The sequence below is a fragment of the Paragemmobacter ruber genome (assembly GCF_009908315.1).
GTDB lineage: Bacteria > Pseudomonadota > Alphaproteobacteria > Rhodobacterales > Rhodobacteraceae > Paragemmobacter > Paragemmobacter ruber.
Map to the genome: position 1 here is coordinate 1,444,144 of NZ_JAAATW010000001.1, position 19,151 is coordinate 1,463,294.

15 protein-coding genes are annotated in these 19,151 nt (G+C 66.8%); 11 read left to right on the forward strand and 4 right to left on the reverse strand.

The genetic code is table 11. From position 1 onward, the window contains the following. Positions 1–68: 68 nt before the first annotated feature. The 8 genes from regB to trxA all read left to right on the forward strand — a co-directional run bounded on the left by regB (position 69) and on the right by trxA (position 11,628). On the forward strand, positions 69–1,457 hold the full coding sequence (regB, locus tag GU920_RS07055) for a sensor histidine kinase RegB (protein WP_235933105.1): 1,389 nt from the start codon (positions 69–71) through the stop codon (positions 1,455–1,457). 170 nt (positions 1,458–1,627) lie between these two features. After that, the gene (locus tag GU920_RS07060; RefSeq protein ID WP_235933106.1) at positions 1,628–2,761 is read left to right on the forward strand and encodes a PAS-domain containing protein; all 1,134 of its coding nucleotides are present in this window, start codon (positions 1,628–1,630) and stop codon (positions 2,759–2,761) included. Between the two features lie 58 nt (positions 2,762–2,819). After that, the gene (gene tsaE, locus GU920_RS07065) at positions 2,820–3,296 is read left to right on the forward strand and encodes a tRNA (adenosine(37)-N6)-threonylcarbamoyltransferase complex ATPase subunit type 1 TsaE (RefSeq protein WP_201743986.1); all 477 of its coding nucleotides are present in this window, start codon (positions 2,820–2,822) and stop codon (positions 3,294–3,296) included. Next, the gene (locus tag GU920_RS07070; protein ID WP_161766213.1) at positions 3,293–4,309 is read left to right on the forward strand and encodes an aminoglycoside phosphotransferase family protein; all 1,017 of its coding nucleotides are present in this window, start codon (positions 3,293–3,295) and stop codon (positions 4,307–4,309) included. Before tsaE ends, GU920_RS07070 begins: the two co-directional genes overlap by 4 nt. Next, a complete protein-coding gene (locus tag GU920_RS07075; protein WP_161766214.1) occupies positions 4,285–4,983 on the forward strand; it encodes a nucleotidyltransferase family protein in 699 nt (232 codons plus the stop codon). The genes GU920_RS07070 and GU920_RS07075 overlap by 25 nt, the downstream gene beginning before the upstream one ends. Beyond that, complete coding sequence (gene addB, locus GU920_RS07080) at positions 4,980–7,940, forward strand: double-strand break repair protein AddB (RefSeq protein ID WP_161766215.1); 2,961 nt, start codon at positions 4,980–4,982, stop codon at positions 7,938–7,940. Before GU920_RS07075 ends, addB begins: the two co-directional genes overlap by 4 nt. After that, complete coding sequence (gene addA / locus GU920_RS07085) at positions 7,937–11,242, forward strand: double-strand break repair helicase AddA (RefSeq protein WP_161766216.1); 3,306 nt, start codon at positions 7,937–7,939, stop codon at positions 11,240–11,242. Before addB ends, addA begins: the two co-directional genes overlap by 4 nt. 59 nt (positions 11,243–11,301) lie before the next feature. After that, positions 11,302–11,628 (forward strand): thioredoxin, encoded by a 327-nt coding sequence (gene trxA / locus GU920_RS07090; protein WP_161766217.1) that lies wholly within the window; start codon positions 11,302–11,304, stop codon positions 11,626–11,628. Between the two features lie 76 nt (positions 11,629–11,704). Here the strand turns inward: trxA and GU920_RS07095 are convergent, their stop codons facing one another. Continuing rightward, complete coding sequence (locus GU920_RS07095) at positions 11,705–13,519, reverse strand: calcium-binding protein (protein WP_235933107.1); 1,815 nt, start codon at positions 13,517–13,519, stop codon at positions 11,705–11,707. 171 nt (positions 13,520–13,690) lie between these two features. Here GU920_RS07095 and hslV point away from each other — a divergent pair, with 171 nt between their 5' ends. The 3 genes from hslV (at position 13,691) to GU920_RS07110 (ending at position 16,722) form a co-directional block, all read left to right on the forward strand. After that, a complete protein-coding gene (hslV, locus tag GU920_RS07100; protein WP_161766219.1) occupies positions 13,691–14,248 on the forward strand; it encodes an ATP-dependent protease subunit HslV in 558 nt (185 codons plus the stop codon). Positions 14,249–14,251: 3 nt separating this feature from the next. Next, complete coding sequence (gene hslU, locus GU920_RS07105; protein ID WP_161766220.1) at positions 14,252–15,550, forward strand: ATP-dependent protease ATPase subunit HslU; 1,299 nt, start codon at positions 14,252–14,254, stop codon at positions 15,548–15,550. A gap of 71 nt (positions 15,551–15,621) precedes the next feature. After that, positions 15,622–16,722 (forward strand): alpha/beta hydrolase, encoded by a 1,101-nt coding sequence (locus tag GU920_RS07110; protein ID WP_161766221.1) that lies wholly within the window; start codon positions 15,622–15,624, stop codon positions 16,720–16,722. Positions 16,723–16,743: 21 nt separating this feature from the next. Here the strand turns inward: GU920_RS07110 and GU920_RS07115 are convergent, their stop codons facing one another. The 3 genes from GU920_RS07115 to GU920_RS07125 are packed head-to-tail and all read right to left on the reverse strand — an operon-like array spanning position 16,744 to position 19,042. Next, positions 16,744–17,358 (reverse strand): Smr/MutS family protein, encoded by a 615-nt coding sequence (locus tag GU920_RS07115; RefSeq protein ID WP_161766222.1) that lies wholly within the window; start codon positions 17,356–17,358, stop codon positions 16,744–16,746. Next, the gene (gene mltA / locus GU920_RS07120; RefSeq protein ID WP_161766223.1) at positions 17,358–18,377 is read right to left on the reverse strand and encodes a murein transglycosylase A; all 1,020 of its coding nucleotides are present in this window, start codon (positions 18,375–18,377) and stop codon (positions 17,358–17,360) included. The genes GU920_RS07115 and mltA overlap by 1 nt, the downstream gene beginning before the upstream one ends. After that, positions 18,377–19,042, reverse strand: a complete 666-nt coding sequence (locus tag GU920_RS07125; RefSeq protein ID WP_161766224.1) for a Tim44/TimA family putative adaptor protein — start codon at positions 19,040–19,042, stop codon at positions 18,377–18,379. The genes mltA and GU920_RS07125 overlap by 1 nt, the downstream gene beginning before the upstream one ends. Between the last annotated feature and the right edge of the window lie 109 nt (positions 19,043–19,151).

Sequence of the window (19,151 nt, forward strand, 5' to 3'; positions counted from 1 at the left end):
GCCATTGATCGCGAAACATGCGCCGCTTAACAATGCGAAACTTGGTCACGCAGGAGGCCGTTCACAGGATGATGAACCCAAGCTTCGGCCTGCTGTCACGCGATACGCGCAGCGACTGGGTCCGTCTGCGCACGCTGATCCTGCTGCGCTGGATGGCGATCGCCGGGCAGCTTGCCGCCATCACCGTGGCCGACCGCATCTATGGCATCCAGCTGCCGCTTGGCCTGTGCTACCTGGCGGTGGGCGCCTCCATCATCGCCAATCTGATCTCGATCTTCGTCTATCCCGAAAACAAGCGCCTGTCCGAGTTCGAGGCGATGCTGACGCTGCTGTTCGATCTGTCGCAGCTGTCCTTCCTGCTTTACCTGACAGGCGGGCTGACCAATCCCTTCGCGCTGCTGATCCTTGCCCCGGTCACGATCTCGGCCTCGGCGCTGGAATTGCGCACGACGATCATCCTCGGCGTGCTGGCGATCCTGTTCACATCGATCATCGCGCTGGTCAATGTGCCGCTCTTCCTTGCGGATGGGCAAAGGCTGACCGTGCCGCTGGTGTTCGAATTCGGCTATTGGCTTGCCATCGTCATCGGGATCGTGTTCCTCGGGCTGTATTCGCGCCGCATCGCAACCGAAATCCGGTCGATGTCCGATGCGCTTTTGGCCACGCAGATGGCACTGGCGCGCGAACAGAAGCTGACGGATCTGGGGGGCGTGGTGGCGGCGGCGGCGCATGAGCTTGGCACCCCGCTCGCGACGATCAAGCTGGTCAGCGCCGAGATGATGGAAGAGCTGCAGGATCGGCCCCACCTTCTGGAAGACGCGCGGCTGATCCGGGAACAGGCCGACCGCTGCCGCGACATCCTGCGCAGCATGGGGCGGGCGGGCAAGGACGACCTGCATCTGCGGCAGGCGCCCCTTGGATCTGTCCTGCGCGAGGCGGCAGAGCCGCATATGGGCCGGGGCAAGCAGGTGGAGTTCGCCCTCTATCCCGGCCCCGGCGGCAGCGAACGCCAGCCGATGATCCTGCGCCGCCCCGAGGTGATCCACGGGCTGCGCAACCTGATCCAGAACGCGGTGGATTTCGCGCGCGGCACGGTGTGGATTGATGGCGAATGGACGGATCGAAGCATCACCGTCCGCATCGTGGATGATGGCGAAGGCTATCCGCCACAGGTGCTGGGCCGGATCGGTGATCCCTTCGTGCGGTCACGCCGGTCGGCGCAGGATCTGGGCAAACGGCCGGAATACGAAGGCATGGGTCTGGGCCTGTTCATTGCCAAGACGCTGCTGGAGCGGACGGGGGCGGAACTGTCCTTTGCCAATGCCTCTGACCCGTTCCTCGCACCCGAAGAGCGGACAGAGCGTTGCGGCGCCATCGTGGAACTGGTCTGGAAGGCGCCCGATCTTGTGGCGCCGGACGCTGCACCGCTTGGCGAAAACCGGCCGTTCGAAGTGTAGCGCCCCGCAGGGGCGGATACCCCCCTCCGGCCCCCTCAACCCTCCGGCGCGCATCTGGGGTGCGTGCAGCAGGCAGTCGGGTTTTACCCCCATGAATTGACCATCTGCTATTAACCATTTGTTAAGGTTACTCGCGCATGGGTTGAGAAATCCTGTTGCGCGGTGTGATGTTGTCCTTCTGGCTTTGGTTCGAATTCCTGACGATTGCCGCCTTGGGCGCGGCGCTCAGCTTGCTGATCCTGACCTTCGTCCCGCAACCGGCGGCGCATGGGGCGGACCCTGCCATCGTCGCACTGGCGGAACGCCTGCCCCTTGCCCTCTGGCGGCTGGACCCGGAGGGCAAGGTGATCTGGTCGAACGACGCCTACAGGGCGCTGGCCCCGGCGGCGGGCGATCCGCCCGGCGGCCTTGCCGAAGGACGCATCTCCCTGCCCATCGGGGGCGAGGCGCGGTGGTTCGAGGTGACGGTGCAAGACGGGATCGGGATGGCCCGGCCCCTCGATGATCTGGTGCGCGCCGAGGCGCATCTGCGCGACATGGTGCAGGCCATGGCCAAGACCTTCGCCCAACTTTCCACGGGCTTGGCCGTGTTCGATCACACCCGGCACCTGCAAAGTTTCAACCCGGCCTTGGCCGATCTCACAGGCCTTTCGCCCGAATTCCTGTCGCGCCGACCATCGCTGGTTGCCATGCTGGATGTCATGCGCGACCGCAACATGGTGCCGGAACCCAAGGATTGGAAGCACTGGCGCCAGCAGATCGCCGATATGGAGCGCGCCGCCGCCAGCGGGCAGTTCGAGGATACCTGGGCCCTGCCCGGCGGCCAGACCTACCGCGTCAGCGGACGGCGTCACCCGGATGGCGGCCTTGCGCTGATGATCGACGACATATCCTCCGAAATCATCCGCAGCCGCCGTTACCGCGCCGATCTGGAACTGTCGCAGCGCGTCGTCGATACGCTGGAAGAGGGCATCACCGTCTTTGCCCCGACCGGGCAGCTGGTGATGTCGAACCGGGCCTATGCCCTGCTCTGGGGCCATGATCCGGGCGAGCGGCTGGCCACCGTCAGCTTTTCCCAGCTTGCCGCGCATTGGCGATCCGTGTCGGCGCCCACCACGCTCTGGGCTGAGGCCGAGGAATTCGCTGCGCGCCTTGACGATCGTGCGGCATGGCAGGCCGAGGCGCGGCTTCTGGATGGTCGGCTGGTGCTGTGCCGGTTTGCGCCGCTGTCGGATGGCGCCACGCTGGCGGGTTTTCGTCTGGTGCAGGCCGATGCCGCACCCCGCGCGCTGATTGCCTCCTGATCCCCCGGCGTCGCGCGATCTGCTTGCGATGCCCGAAGGGCAGGGTAAGACTGCCGCCATGCGCCCCGACGATCCGCCCGAAACAACGATCCCCCTGCCCGATGCGGATGCCACCGCCGCCCTTGGGGAACGCCTTGCCGCGTGGCTGCGCCCCGGCGACAGCGTGCTTCTGGAAGGGCCGATCGGGGCGGGAAAATCCCACCTCGCCCGGGCGTTGATCCGGGCCCGGCTGGGCCGGATGGAGGATGTGCCATCGCCCACCTTCACCCTTGTGCAAACCTATGATGCCGACGGGATAGAGATCTGGCATGCCGATCTCTATCGCCTGACCCACCCGGATGAGGTGCTGGAACTTGGCCTTGATGAGGCTTTCTTGACGGCGATCTGCCTGATCGAATGGCCCGATCGGCTGGGCGCGCATGTGCCAGCGGGCGCGCTGCGCCTGCGGCTGGCCGCGCAGGGCGAAGGGCGGGTCGCCCATCTGTCCGGGGGCCGGGTCGATCTGCGCGCCGCGCTGGCCGGGGATGGCGCATGACCGACCGTCGCGCCCTGTCCACCGATTTCGTCGCCCGCGCCGGATGGGGCGCGGCCGCGCGGCGGCCGCTTGCAGGTGATGCGTCGGACCGCAGCTATGATCGGCTGTTCGCGGCGCAGGGGACGGCGGTGCTGATGGATGCCCCGCCCGACCGGGGCGACGACACCGCCACTTTCGCGGCCATCGCCCGGCATCTGGCCGCCATCGGCCTGTCGCCACCCGCCCTGCTGGCCGAAGACCACACCCATGGCTTCCTGCTGATCGAGGATCTGGGGGATGGGCTGTTCGCCCGCCTGATCGCGGGCGATCCGGCGCTAGAAATGCCGCTCTATGCGGCGGCGACGGATGTGCTGGTCCACCTGCACCGCCACCCGGCCCCGCCGGGCCTGCCCGATCTTTCGGCGCGCGACTGGGCCGTGGCGGCGGCCTTCGCGCTGGACTGGTATGCCTTTGCCGCCACGGGGCAGGCGCCCGATGACGCCGCCTTCGTGGATGTGCTGTCGGCCCTGCTGTCACGCCATGCCGATGGGCCAAGGGTGATGATCCTGCGCGACTATCATGCCGAAAACCTGCTCTGGTTGCCGGAACGGGCGGGCGTGGCGCAGGTGGGGCTTCTGGACTTTCAGCTCGCCCAGATGGGGCAGCCGGGATATGATCTCGTGTCGCTGTTGCAGGATGCCCGGCGCGATGTGGACCCCACAACCGAAGCCGCGATGATCGCCCGTTTCTGCAAGGCCACCGGGGCAGCAGCGGATGCTTTCGCCGCCGCCTATGCCGCGCTGGGCGCCCAGCGCGCGCTGCGCATCCTAGGCGTCTTTGCGCGGCTCTGCCTCAAGGCGGGAAAGCCGGGCTATCTGGCGCTGCTGCCCCGCGTCTGGGGGCAGTTGCAGCGCAACCTCTGTCATCCGGCGCTGGCCCCGCTGGCCGCGATTTGCCACGATCTGCTGCCCGAACCCACAGCCGACACGATCGAAAGGATCCGCGCGCAATGCGGCCTCTACCCCCACCGCTGATGCTCTTTGCCGCAGGGTTTGGCACGCGCATGGGCGCGCTGACGGCGCAGCGCCCGAAACCGCTGATCCCGGTCGCGGGCAGGCCGCTGATCGACCACGCGCTTGCCATCGCCGATGCGGCAGGGGTAGGGCGGATCGTGGCGAACACCCATTATCTGGCCGATCAGATCGCCGCCCACCTCGCCCCGCGCGGCATCGCCCTGTCGGCCGAGCGGGAGCGCATCCTCGAAACCGGGGGCGGGCTGAAGGCGGCGCTGCCGCTTTTGGGCGAAAGCCCGGTGCTGACGCTGAACACCGATGCCGTCTGGACCGGGCGCAACCCCCTGTCGCAGCTGATGGCGGCGTGGGATGGAGCGCGGATGGATGGCCTTCTTCTGCTGCTGCCCGCCGCGCAGGCGCGGGGGCATCACGGGACGGGCGATTTCCTTGTGGATGACGAAGGGCGGCTTACCCGCGCGATGGGCGCCCCTGCGCCGGTCTATCTGGGCGCGCAGATGCTGCGCACCGAAGGGCTGGCCGGGATCGGCGAGACGGTGTTTTCCCTGAACCTGCTGTGGGACCGCATGATCGCGGCTGGCCGCCTGTTCGGCGTGATCCATGACGGCGGCTGGTGCGATGTGGGCCGCCCCGAAGGCATCGCCGAGGCCGAGGCGATGCTGCAGGGGGCGGCATGATCCTGCCCGAACCCGCCCCGCGCGTCTTTGCCCTGCCGCCCGGCGTTGATTTCGCCGCCGCTCTGGTGGCCGGTCTGCGCCACCGCATGGCAGGCCAACCGCCCGAGGCGATGGCAGGCGTGACGCTCTACCTCAACACCAACCGGATGCGCGCACGGGTGCGCGATGCCTTTGCCGCCACTGGCCCCGGCTTCCTGCCCCGGCTGCATGTGCTTACCGATCTGGCCGAGGGAGTGGCGCTGCCGGGCCTGCCTGCCGCCGTATCGCCCCTGCGGCGGCGGCTGGAACTGTCGCAACTGATCGCAGGCCTGCTTGATGCACAGCCCGACCTTGCGCCGCGCGCCGCGCTTTACGATCTGGCCGACAGTCTGGCCACGCTGATGGACGAGATGCAGGATGAAGCCGTGGATCCCGCAACCGTGGCCGCGCTGGATGTGTCGGATCATTCGGCCCATTGGGCGCGGACCGGGGCCTTTCTTGGGATCGTGTCGCAATTCTTCACTGGCAGCACAGCGCCGGACAAACAGGCGCGCCAGCGCCTTTTCGTTGATCGCCTTGCCGCCCGGTGGCACAGCGATCCCCCGCCCGGCCCGGTGATCGTGGCCGGTTCCACCGGATCGCGCGGCACCACGGCGGCGCTGATGCAGGCCGTGGCCGCGCTGCCGCAGGGCGCGCTGGTCCTGCCGGGGTTCGATCCCCACATGCCGGGCTGGGTGTGGGATCGGCTGACCGATGCGATGACGGGCGAGGATCACCCCCAGTTCCGCTTCCGCCGCCTGATGGAACGGCTCGACATCCGCCACACCGACATCCGCCCCTGGACCAAAGACACCCCCCCGGCCCCGGCGCGGAACCGGCTGATCTCGCTCTCCCTCCGCCCGGCCCCCGTCACCGATCAATGGCTGACCGAGGGCGCCGCCCTGCCCGACCTGCGCGAAGCGACCCGCGACATCACCCTGATCGAGGCGCAAACCCCAAGGTCCGAGGCGCTGGCCATCGCACTGATCCTGCGGCAGGCGGCGGAAGACGGCACCTCCGCCGCGCTGATCACGCCCGACCGGATGCTGTCGCGGCAGGTCACCGCCGCGCTGGATCGCTGGGGCATCATGCCCGATGACAGCGCCGGTCGTCCCCTGTCGCTGTCGGCACCCGGGCGGCTGCTGCGCCATGTGGCGGCGCTGATGGGCCGCAAGCTGACATCGGATATGCTGCTCACGCTGCTCAAGCATCCCCTCGCCTTCACGGGCGGGGGCCGGGGGAACCATCTGCTGTTCACCCGGCGTCTGGAACTGGACCTGCGCCGCAAGGGCCCTGCCTTCCCCACCGGCCCCGCGCTGATCGCCTGGGCCAAGGCGCAGAAGGGCGACGGCATCCTTCCTTGGGCAACCGCCATCGCCAGCCTGATCGACATCGCCACCACTGCCGGCACGGCAAGCCTGACCGACCACGTCGCCACGCATGTCGCGCTAACCGAGGCATGGGCGCGCGGCACCGCCGCCGAAGGCGCAGGCACCCTATGGGACAAGGAAGCCGGGGCAGAGGCGATCAAGCTGATCTCCGCCCTGCAGGCCGATGCGGATGCCGGGGGCATCCTGTCCCCCGCCGAATACCGCGATCTGTTCGAGGCGCTGGTCGCCCGCGAAGTGGTGCGCGAATCCACCTCGCCCCATCCCCACCTTCTGATCCTTGGCCCGCGCGAGGCGCGCGAACAGGGGACGGAACTGGTCATCCTTGGTGGGCTGAATGATGGCGCATGGCCGCGCCTGCCGGAACCTGACCCGTGGCTGAACCGCCAGATGCGCAAGACGGCGGGGCTTCTGCTGCCCGAACGGCAGGTGGGCCTTTCGGCGCATGACTACCAGATCGCCATGGCCGCGCCGCGCGTGGTGCTGACCCGCGCCCTGCGCGACGCCGAGGCGGAAACTGTGCCGTCGCGATGGATCAACCGGCTGATGAATCTGATGGAGGGCTTGCCCGCCCAGCATGGCCCGGCCGCGCTGGCCGCCATGCGCGACCGTGGCCGCCACTGGCTGGCGCTGTCCGCCGCGCTGGAACTGCCCACGCCCGCGATGCAGGCCGATCCGCGCCTGCGCCCCGCGCGCCGCCCGTCGCCGCGCCCCCCGGTGACCGCACGCCCGAAAGAGCTTTCGCTGACCCGGATCAGCCTGCTGATCCGCGATCCTTACGCGATCTACTGCCGCTATGTCCTGCGTCTGAAACGCCTCGATCCGCTGCGCCATGAACCCGATGCCGCCCTGCGCGGGCAGATCCTGCACCTGATCCTTGAAGATTTCGTCAAGAACCGCCCCACGGGCGAAACGCTGCCTGCCGCCCGCGCCCGCCTGATGGATACCGCCGCCCGCATCCTTGACGATCAGGTGCCATGGCCTGCCGCGCGTGCGCTGTGGCTGGCGCGGCTGAACCGTGCGGCGGATTTCTTCCTTGCCATCGACGGGCGCGATCAGGGCACGCCCGTCGCACTGGAAGGCAAGGGCGGGGTGGACCTGACCCCGCTCAACTTCCGCTTGACCGGCACGCCCGACCGGATCGACCGGCTGCCCGATGGGCGGCTGCACATCATCGACTACAAGACCGGCACCCCGCCGACCGCCGCGATGCAAAAGGCCTTTGACAAACAACTCCTGCTGGCCGCCGCCATGGCGGAACGCGATGCCTTCAAGGGGCTGGAGGCATCCGAGGTGGCACGGATCACCTATGTCGGCCTTGGCACAAACCCGAAGGTCGAAGAAACCGAGATCACCCCCGCCATCACCGCCGAAGCCTGGGCAGGCCTGCACGCGCTGATCGCGCATTACAGCCATCACGGCGCGGGTTACACCGCCCGCCGCGCGGTGCAGAAGGAACGGTTCGAAGGCGATTACGATCACCTGTCGCGCCACGGCGAATGGGACACGACCGATCATCCCCACCCCGAAGCTGTGGGAGAGGCGCCATGACCGACGCCGCCTCGGAACGGCAGGTTCAGGCCGCGCATCCAACGGCCTCCACCTGGCTGTCGGCCAATGCCGGATCGGGCAAGACCAGCGTCTTGACCGACCGGGTGGCGCGGCTTCTCTTGGGCGGGGTAGAGCCGCAGCACATCCTCTGCCTGACCTATACCAAGGCCGCCGCAACCGAGATGCAGAACCGGCTGTTCAAGCGGCTGGGGGCATGGGCGATGAAGCCCGATGCCGATCTGCGCGGCGAATTGGCCAAGCTGGGCGCGGGCGCCCGTCTGGATGCCGACACGCTGGCGCAGGCGCGGCGCCTGTTCGCGCGCGCCATCGAAACGCCGGGCGGCCTGCGCATTCAGACCATCCATTCCTTCTGCGCCAGCCTCCTGCGCCGCTTCCCGCTCGAGGCCGGGGTATCCCCGCAATTCGTGGAACTGGATGACCGCACCGCCCGCCGCCTGCGCGACGAGATCATCGAAGAACTGGCCCAATCGCTGGCCCCCGATGTGATCGCCGACGTCGCCCGCGCCTGGACGGGCGAGGATTTCGGCACGCTGGTGCAACAGATCACCGGCCACCGCAGCCGCTTTGCCACGCCGCTGGATGCCGACGCCGCCCGCCGCCTGTTCGGCCTGCAGCCGGGCGACAGCGTGGCCGCGTTGCTGTCAGGCGTGTTTCTGGGCGATGAGGCGGGATGGATGCCCGACGTCATCCACGCGATGGAAAACGGCAGCGCCACCGATGTGAAGAACGCGGCAAAGCTGCGGACCTTGACGCTTGCCCAGCCCGACCTTGCCACCCTGACGGGGCTTGAGGATGTCTTCCTCACCGGTGCGGCGGCCAAGGAACCCTTCACCGCCAAACTGGGCAGCTTTCCCACCAAGGACACGCGCAAGGCCATCGCCACCCTCTTGGACCGGCTGGAAAACCTGATGCGCCGGGTGGAAGCCGCCCGCGCGACGCGGATCGCGCTCAACGCGATGGACCGCGCCCTGACGCTGCACCGTTTCGCGGCGGCCTTCCTTCCCGTCTACGAACAGCGCAAGGCAGAAAGCGGCTGGCTCGATTTCGATGACCTGATCACCCGGGCCTCTGCCCTGCTCACCGATCCGGCGGTGGCGGCGTGGGTCCTGTTCCGGCTGGATGGCGGGATCGACCATATCCTCGTGGACGAGGCGCAGGATACCAGCCCCGAACAGTGGCGCGTGATCGAATCCCTCGCCGCCGAATTCACCGCAGGGTCGGGCGCGCGCGACATTGACCGCACCCTTTTCGTAGTGGGCGACAAGAAGCAATCCATCTACTCCTTCCAAGGGGCCGACGTGGCCGCTTTCGGGGAAAAGCAGGCCGCCTTCCGCGCCCGGTTCGAAGCGGTGCAGCGCGCCTTCCAGTCGCTGGAACTGGAACATTCCTTTCGCTCCTCGCCCGCCATCCTGCGGGTGGTGGATGAAACCTTCGGCGACCGCTTTCCCGCCGCGCTTGGCGGCCATTCCGGCCATATCGCCTATTGGGATGCCATGCCGGGGCGCGTGGACCTGTGGCCCCTGGTGGAAAAGGCCTCCGCCAGCGATGCGGATGACTGGACCAATCCCGTTGACCTGATCACCGAAGAACATCACACCGCCCGCCTTGCCCGCCAGATCGCGGAAGAGATCGCCGCCATGATCCGCGACGGCGTGTCGATCCCGGTAAAGGGCGCGGCGCGGCCCGTCCATGCGGGGGATTTCCTGATCCTCGTGCAGCGCCGGTCGGACCTGTTTCAGGAAATCATCCGCGCCTGCAAGAAATGCAACCTTCCCATCGCCGGTGCGGATCGCCTGAAACTTGGGGCGGAACTGGCGGTCAAGGATATCACGGCGCTCTTGTCCTTCCTCGCCACGCCCGAGGATGACCTGTCGCTCGCCACCGTGCTGCGCTCCCCCCTCTGCGGCTGGATGGAGGACGAGCTTTACGCCCTCGCCCAGCCCCGCCCCGGCTATCTGTGGGAAGCGCTGCGCGACCGCGCGGCCGAATTTTCGACCACCCATTCGCTTTTGTCCGATCTGCGCGACAGCGCCGATTTCCTGCGCCCCTACGATCTGATCGAACGGCTCCTCACCCGCCACGATGGCCGCCGCCGCCTGCTGCAACGGCTTGGCCCCGAGGCCGAGGATGGCATTGACGAACTTCTGTCGCAGGCGCTGGCCTATGAACGCACCGATGTGCCCAGCCTGACCGGCTTCCTCGTCTGGCTGTCGTCGGACGAGGTAGAGGTGAAGCGCCAGATGGATAGCGAAGGCCACCGCATCCGCGTGATGACGGTGCATGGCGCCAAGGGGCTGGAGGCGCCGATCGTCATCCTGCCCGATACCGGCGACATCCGTCCGCAGGAACGCGACGAGGTGATCGAGGTGGACGCCACCCCCGTCTGGCGCACGCCCGCCGATGAAAGCCCCGCCCCCATCGCCGCCGCCCGCGCCCGCCGCAAGGAACGCGACGCCGAGGAACGGCTGCGCCTTCTCTATGTCGCGCTGACCCGCGCCCGCTGCTGGCTGATCGTCTGCGGCGCGGGCGAAGCGAAGCAGGATCAGTGCTGGTACAATCTTGTGGCCGCGGGCCTGCAGGCGGCAGGGGCAGAGGCGTTGCCTGCCGGACGGCTGCGCCACGCCTTTGGCCAATGGCCGGATCCCGAACCCCGCCCGACGCTGGCCGTTGCGCTGCCCGCGCTGCCCGACTGGGCCGCGCGCCCCGCCGCGACGGTCGCCCGCCCGCCACAACCCCGCTCGCCCTCTGATCTTGGGGGCGCCAAGGCGCTGCCCGGTGACGGGCTGGACGAAGACAGCGCCAAGGCGCGCGGCACGGCGCTGCATCTGCTCTTGGAACACCTGCCCGGTGTCCCTGCACCCGACCGCGCCGCCCTTGCCGCGGCGCTGATCCCCGACCCCGCGCTCTGCGCCGAACTTCTGGCCGAGGTTTCTGCCGTGATCACGGCGCTGCCCGCCCTCTTCGCCCGCCCGGCGCTGACCGAGGTGACGCTGACCGCCGATCTGCAAGGCCAGGTCCTGATCGGCACGCTGGACCGGCTGATCGTGGAACCCGGCCGCGTGCTGGCCATCGACTACAAGTCGAACCGCGTCGTCCCGCCCGGCCCGGCACAGGTGCCCGAAGGCATCCTGCGCCAGATGGGGGCCTATGCCCACGCCTTGGCGCAGATCTACCCCGATCGGCAGATCGAAACCGCCATCCTGTGGACATCCACGGCAAGCCTCATGCCGCTTCATCCCGATATCGTGAGGGATGCGCTGGCCCGCACCACGATCCCTTGACGATTCCGCGGCGGGTTCTTAGCTTCGATCCCTGACATTCCATTCAGGAGATATGTGAGATGGGCGCTGCAACTGTCGCCGTCACCGATGCCACCTTCGACGCCGAGGTCCGCAAATCGGACGTGCCGGTTGTCGTGGATTTCTGGGCCGAATGGTGCGGCCCGTGCCGCCAGATCGGACCCGCGCTGGAAGAGCTTGCCGCCGAATACGCAGGCAAAGTCAAGATCGTGAAGGTCAACGTCGACGAAAACCCCGACAGCCCGGCCCAATTGGGCGTGCGCGGCATCCCCGCGCTGTTCCTGTTCAAGGACGGTCAGGTCGTTTCCAACAAGATCGGCGCGGCACCCAAGGCGGCGCTGGCCAACTGGATCCAGTCGGCGATCTGAGCGATCCCGATCATGGGACGAATGAAATGGGCCCCCTCGGGGCCCATTCTCGTTTGGATCCCGGCGCGCCGGCGTGTCAGATGAAGAGGAAGTCCTCCGCGCTCAGCGTCGTCACCCCCCGCAATTCGACAAGGTTGACGCGCGCGCGTGCGCCGACGCCGTCGGGATCGAAACTCAGCATCCCGGTGGCCGTGTTGAAGAAAAAGCCGAAAGCCGCCGGATCAACTTCTGCGCCAGAGGTGACGGTGGCCGGCAGAAAGCTTGTCAACGGGGTGCGAAGCTTGTCCCCTTCGGCGCGCGAGAAATCGGTGATCACATCCACCCCTTCCAAGGAAGAGTTGAACAGGAACACATCCGCCCCACCGCCGCCCGTCAGCGTATCGCGCCCGGTGCCACCCAAAAGGAAATCGCGCCCGGCACCGCCGTTCAACTGATCATTTCCCGCGCCACCGCGCAGGATATCCGTGCCATCACCGCCGAACAGACGATCATTGCTGTCATCACCGAAAAGCTGATCCGTTCCGGCGCCCCCTTCCAGCCGGTCCCGGCCCCGACCGCCGATCAGAACATCCTGCCCGCCCGCACCGCGTAAAAGATCATTTCCGCCCGCGCCATCCAATCGGTCATCCAGTGCGCCGCCATCAATCGTGCTGTTGGTGTTGCGCCCCGTCACGACGCGGCCAAGACTTCCGTCGCCGTCAAACAGTTGCCCATCCAGCTGCTGGATCGTGCTGCTGCCCCGGGTGCCCAGCGCATAGGCCAGAAGGTCATCGCCCTGCGCCACCACCCCGATCAGCAGCCCCAGCGCGTTGAACCCGTCCACAGTATCAAGAAGCGGGAAGGGATTGGACAACACCTCGCCTTCGTCATCGAATATCTGCCCGAAGGACAGGCCCAGCGTCGTATCCGAAAACGCGACCGCGAAATTGCCGTTGCCCAAGGCTACGATGTCAAAGGCCATGAAGGCCTGATTGCCCGTGGTCGTCAGCGAAAAGGTCTCGCCGATCGGGGTGCCGGATCCGCTCAGGATCTGGCCACGATAGCCACCTGTCAGGCTGTCAAACCAGGTCGCAACCATGCGGCCGCCCTCCAGCACGATCAACTCGGGCAGGATGGATCCCGACGTCAGCGACGTAGGTCCCGCGATCTGCACCGGGCTACCGACGGCCGTTCCGGCAGGTGTCAGAACCTGAAACTTGATCGCGGCCGCGCCCGACGGTGTGGATTCCTTGTACAACAGCCCGATATTGCCGTTCCGCATCAGCACGGCCGAAGGATATTCCGGGTTCGTCTCCAGCCCCAGAATGGTGTTGATCACCGATTCGCCGATCACCTGCACCGGGTTGCCCACCAAGGCGCCGTTCGCGCCGAAGGTGGCCATCCGAATTCCGTTGGAAAGATTGGCACCAAACTGGCCGACCCCGGGTTCGGTGAAGAACGTCAGCGTCCGGCCATTGCCCAGAACGACCGACGAAAAGTTGTCAGTCGTGTTCTCGCCCGGGGCATCGGGGTTCACGGGGCGCGGCGCGCCGCGCGGCGCGGCACCATCATAGCGCTGCGTCGCCAGCGCAAAGTTCCCATCATTGTTGATATTCGCGTTAAACCAATGGGTTGTGATCACCGCATCGTCACCGCGCGCAGCATCTATTTCGATCCGCCGAAGCGTTGATGCAAACCCGCCGGTCCGCGCGATCACCTGCGTCGAGATTGCGCCCAGCGTATCGCCCGCCGTGTCCAGAAGGGCCGTGTAGATCACCGCGCTCTGCCCGCTTGCGCCGCCAAAGGCAACCAGAACGCCGCCATTCGCCAGAGCGGTTACATCCGCTGTCCGCATGTCCAGCCTGGCCGAATTCGTGAACCAGGTCCGAACGCCTTCAAGTGCATTTGCCATCATTACCACCAACAATTTACCAGCTAACGCGCTAAGTATGTCGCACCGCGGCCCTGCATGACAACAGGTCTGTTGCAGGCATGGCCCCGCGCGGCTTCGGCCCGCATTTCCGGCATTGTGTCCCCCCGTGGGTCTTCCCATATTGCGCATGGGATTGAAGGGGTTTGACACATGACCAGCGAAGGCAGCCCCGGCTGGCACGGGACAACGATACTCGCCATACGCAAGGGGGGGGAGGTCGTGGTGGCGGGCGACGGGCAGGTGAGCCTTGGCAACACTGTCATCAAGGGAACCGCCCGCAAGGTGCGCCGCCTGTCGCCGGGCGGGCGCGACGTGGTCTGCGGCTTTGCGGGGTCCACGGCGGATGCCTTCACCCTTCTCGAACGGCTGGAGAAAAAGCTGGAATCCCTGCCGGGGCAACTGGCCCGCGCCTGCGTCGAACTGGCCAAGGACTGGCGGATGGACAAATACCTCCGCAATCTCGAAGCGATGCTGATCGTGACCGACGGGCGCGATCTGTTTGTCATCACCGGCGCGGGCGATGTGCTGGAACCCGAACATGACGTCGCCGCCATCGGATCGGGCGGAAACTTCGCGCTGGCCGCTGCGCGCGGGCTGATGCACGCCGATCTTCCGGCCGAAGAGATCGCCCGCAAGGCCATGGCGATTGCGGCGGATATCTGCGTCTACACCAACGGCAACCTGACCGTCGAAACGATCAAGGGCTGATCCATGACCAACCTCACCCCGCGCGAGATCGTCTCCGAGCTTGACCGTTTCATCATCGGCCAGCGTGATGCCAAGCGCGCCGTCGCCGTGGCCCTGCGCAACCGCTGGCGGCGCAAGCAGCTGGGCGATGATCTGCGCGACGAGGTATACCCCAAGAACATCCTGATGATCGGCCCCACCGGCGTCGGCAAGACCGAGATCAGCCGCCGCCTTGCCAAACTGGCAAAAGCGCCCTTCCTGAAGGTGGAGGCCACGAAGTTCACCGAAGTGGGCTATGTCGGCCGCGACGTGGACAGCATCATCCGCGATCTCGTCGATGCCGCCATGATCGAAACCCGCGCCCGGATGCGCGATGAGGTGAAGGCCCGCGCCCAGCGCGCCGCCGAGGATCGGGTGATCGAAGCCCTGGCCGGGCGCGATGCCCGCGACCAGACCCGCGACATGTTCCGCCAAAAGCTGAAGCGGGGCGAGCTTGACAGCACCGTGATCGAGCTTGAGGTGCAGGATACCGCCATGCCCATGGGCATGTTCCCCGGCGGCAACGGGATGGAATTGCAGATGCAGGGCCTGCAAGACCTGTTCAAGGCCTTCGGTGGCCGCTCCACCCGCAAGAAGATGACCGTCGCGGAAAGCTATGACATCCTGATCGGGCAAGAGGCCGACAAGCTTCTGGATGACGATGCGGTCAAGGCCGCCGCGCTGGACGCCGTGCAGGAAAACGGCATCGTCTTTCTGGATGAGATCGACAAGATCTGCGCCCGCGCTGATGCACGCGGCGCCGATGTCAGCCGCGAAGGCGTGCAGCGCGATCTCCTGCCGCTGATCGAGGGGACGACCGTTTCCACCAAATATGGCCCGGTGAAAACCGACCATATCCTCTTCATCGCCTCAGGCGCCTTCCACATCGCCAAACCGTCGGATCTGCTGCCGGAACTGCAGGGCCGCCTGCCCATCCGCGTGGAACTGCAACCCCTGACCGAGGGCGACTTCGTCCGCATCCTGACGGAAACCGACAACGCCCTGACGCGGCAGTATTCCGCGCTGATGGCGACCGAAGATGTCGCCGTCACCTTCACCCAGGACGGCATCGCCGCCCTTGCCCGCATCGCGGCCGAGGTGAACGGCAGCGTGGAAAACATCGGGGCGCGCCGGCTCTACACCATCATGGAACGGGTGTTCGAAGAGTTGTCCTTCACCGCTCCCGATCGTTCGGGCGACAGCGTTCAGGTGGATGCGGCCTTTGTCGAGGCGAATGTCGGACAATTGGCAAGATCGGCGGATATTTCGCGCTATGTGCTCTGACGTGGTGCGAAGGCTTGACCGGCGGATCGGCACGGCGGATCACTGACCCAGCGTTTCTAAGGATCCCTGCATTGCGCCCGATTCGTTTCCTCGTCCTCGCGCTCTGCCTTGCTGCCTGCACCCCGCGGGGAACGATGGTCGTGGTGCCGCCGGAAACCGTGGAAGGCACGATCAACCGGGTCTTCGTCGGCTCCACCCGCGGGCTGGAAAGCACCGGGGTCTTCGGGGGTGGTCGGTCGGAAGAGATGCGCTTTGCCCGCTATGATGTGGCCGTCCCCCCGGATCGTGCGCCGGGCGAAATCAAATATGCCCGCCCCCGCAGCGCCAATGTCACCACGGATTTCGTGACCACGGGGCAACGCATCTATTCCGCTGATGCAGATTTCCGTTCCGACCTGCGCGAGGCGCTGGCCCAGAACGGGCGCGAGGCGATCATCTTCGTCCATGGCTTCAACACCACCTTCACCGAAGGGCTGTATCGCATCGCCCAGCTCAAGCACGATCTCGAGGTGCCGGGTGTGGCGCTGCACTATTCCTGGCCTTCGGCGGCAGAGCCGCTGGGCTATGTCTATGACCGCGATTCCGTGATGTTCGCCCGCGACGGCCTGCAATCCCTGATGCGCGAAGCGATCGCCGCCGGGGCAACCCGGGTGACGCTGGTCGCCCATTCCATGGGCAGCTTCCTGACGATGGAGGTGTTGCGCGACGTGGCCCTGCGCGATGGCGCGATCATGCCGCAACTGCGCGGTGTGGTCCTGATCTCGCCCGACATCGACGTCGAGGTGTTCCGCTCGCAGGCAAAGGATATCGGCACACTGCCGCAGCCCTTCCTGATCTTCGGATCCGACCGTGACCGCGTGCTGCGCCTGTCGGCGCTGATCACCGGGCAGCGCGGGCGGCTTGGATCGCTGGACAATGTCGATCAGCTTTCCGATCTCGAGGTGACCTATCTCGATGTAGGGGCCTTCTCGCAGGGGTCCGGCCATTTTGTTCCCGGCACCTCGCCGGGTCTGATCCGCCTGCTCAGCCGGATCAGCGATGTGGACACCGCTTTCGGCAATGATGCGGCCGGGCGTCCCGGCCTGTTGCCCGGCGTGATCCTGACCGCGCGCAGCGCCACGCGGATCATCCTGACGCCGGTCGCCGAAATCACGGGCGACGCGCTGAACTGACATTTCCGCGCGCGGGCGCGGCTATCGCCGCCGCAGATAAACGTAATAGGCCCCCGCGCCGCCATGCTTCAGATGCGCCTCGCTCACCTGCAGCACGACTGGGCCAAGCGGTGGCATGCGCAGCCATTGCGGCACCTGATGGCGCAACGCACCCATGCGCTGCGGGATCGGCCCCCAATCCTCGGCCCGCTTGCCCTTGCCGGTGATGACCAGAACCAGCCGCAACCCCGCCGCCTGCGCGTTCAGGACAAAGCGGATCAATTCGGGATGCGCCTCGGCCAGCGTCATCCCGTGCAGGTCGATCCGCGCCTCGGGGGCCAGCTTGCCGCGGATCATCCGGCCATGCTGCTTGGCATCCATCTGCACCGGGGCCGCCCGCAGCGCATCGCCCAAGGACGGTGCAAGGTCATGCCCCCGCGCCACCCGCGCCTTCTGGCCCAGACGGAACGGCTCCAGCCACGCCTTGGGGATTTCCGTTTCCGCAGGCTTCGCCTCGGGTGCCAGCGGATGGGGATGCACGGCCCCCTCCACCCGGTTCTGCGCTGCCTTGCTGCGCGGGTGCATCGGGCGCGCCGTCCGCGCGACGGATTGCCAAAGTTCCTCTTCCTCGGGGCGCAGGGTGCGGCGGCGCGTCATCACAGACCATCCGGCAGCATTGCATAGGCCCGGTCGATGGGCAGCAGCACCACCATGCGCCCGCCATCCTTGACCGTCCCCGCCGCATCGCCTGCCGCACGGCCCGTGCCATAGAAGATATCCGCCCGCTGCGCGCCCTTGATCGCACCACCGGTATCCTGCGCCACCATCAGGCTGCGGATCGGTTCGGCCCCGTCCTTCTCCACCCAGACCGGCGCGCCGAGTGGCGTGAAATCAGGATCAATCGCCACCGACCGAAAGGCTGTGATCGACCGCCCCATCGCCCCGATCGGCCCCTTTTCGGGCGGCACCTCATCCACGGTGCGGAAGAACACGTAAGACGGGTTGATGTTCAACAGTTCCGTCCCCGCCTGATTGCGCACATGGGCGGCGATCTCCTGCGCCGAAACCTGATCCAGCGTATGCGTGCCGCGCCGCACCATTTCCTGCCCGACAGAGCGGTAGGCATGACCGTTCCGCCCGGCATAGCCCACCCGCATCACCCGCCCGTCGGGCATCCGTATCCGGCCTGACCCCTGCACCTGCAGGAAATACACATCCACCGGATCATCCAGCCATGCCAGTTCCAGCCCGCGCCCGCGCAGCACGCCCCGCTCGATCTCGGCCCGGGTGTGATAGACTTGGCCCTCGCGCAGTTCCGGCGGGCGGCGATAGATCGGCCAGGCGAAGCGCGGGGTGCGTACCGGGGATCCTTCCAGTTCCGGCTCGTAATACCCGGTGAACAGCGCGGGCGGCGTGCCGATCACCACCGGGCGGAAGAACAGTTCAAAGAACTGCCGCGCCCCAGCGGCGCTGTCGCCCGCATCCTCGGCCAGCCGGCACAGCGGCACCCAATCCGCATCCTCCAGCAAGCCGCAGGTTTCCCGAAATGAGGAAAGGGCGGCCCGATGATCATCGGCCGCCCAACCGTCAAGTTCGGCAAAAGTCAGGATTTCGGCATGGCTGGGCGCGGTCGTCATCACGACCGCCAGCATAGCCGCTGCCAGCGCCGCGCGCATCAGTCTCCGGTGGCGACAAGTTGCCAGTTGGGATCGTCCGATCCCATCGTGCGGGCAAAGGTCCAGACATCCCGCTGACGCTTGATCTCGGTCGGGCTGCCCTCGACGATCTGGCCATTGGCATCCTTCACGACCGATGTCAGCTCGCCCACGAAGCGCACCGAAACCTCGGCCTCGCGCGAGCTGCGGTCAAAGGTCGCGTCATGCAGCGCCAATTCGCGCAAGCCCACGAAATTCGCCTCAACCGTCAGGCCCTGCGCTTCACGCGCGCGGATCGCCTCGTCGAACGTATCGGCCACCTCGGGCGAAAGGAAGGCGCGGACCTTGTCCACCTCGCCCTTCTCATAGGCCATCAGGATCATCTCATAGGCACCGCGCGCACCCGACAGGAACTGCGAAACGTTGAAGCCCGGCTCCGCCAGCTTCATCGCGCCCAGCGCCTTGGCCGCGTCCGATCCTTCGGGGGCGTGGTCGATGATGTCCCGGTCCGGCCCGCCCTCGATCACCTCAAAGTCGCGGCGCGGTTTGGCGGCCGCGCGCACCTCATCCAGCGGGATGGGCGGTTTCTCAAACCCCTCGCGAGAGCCCAGAACGGAACGCAGCTTGAGAATCAGGAAAACGGCGATCCCGGCCAGAACCAGCAGCTGGATCAGGGAAGAACTCATCGGAACCTCGGTCTTGCGATGCCGCGTGTCGGCTTGGGGTTGGTAACTGTCTTGCTTGGCCCCTATGTAGGGTTCATGGTCGCGCCTGTCTATGGCGCGCCCCCCGTTT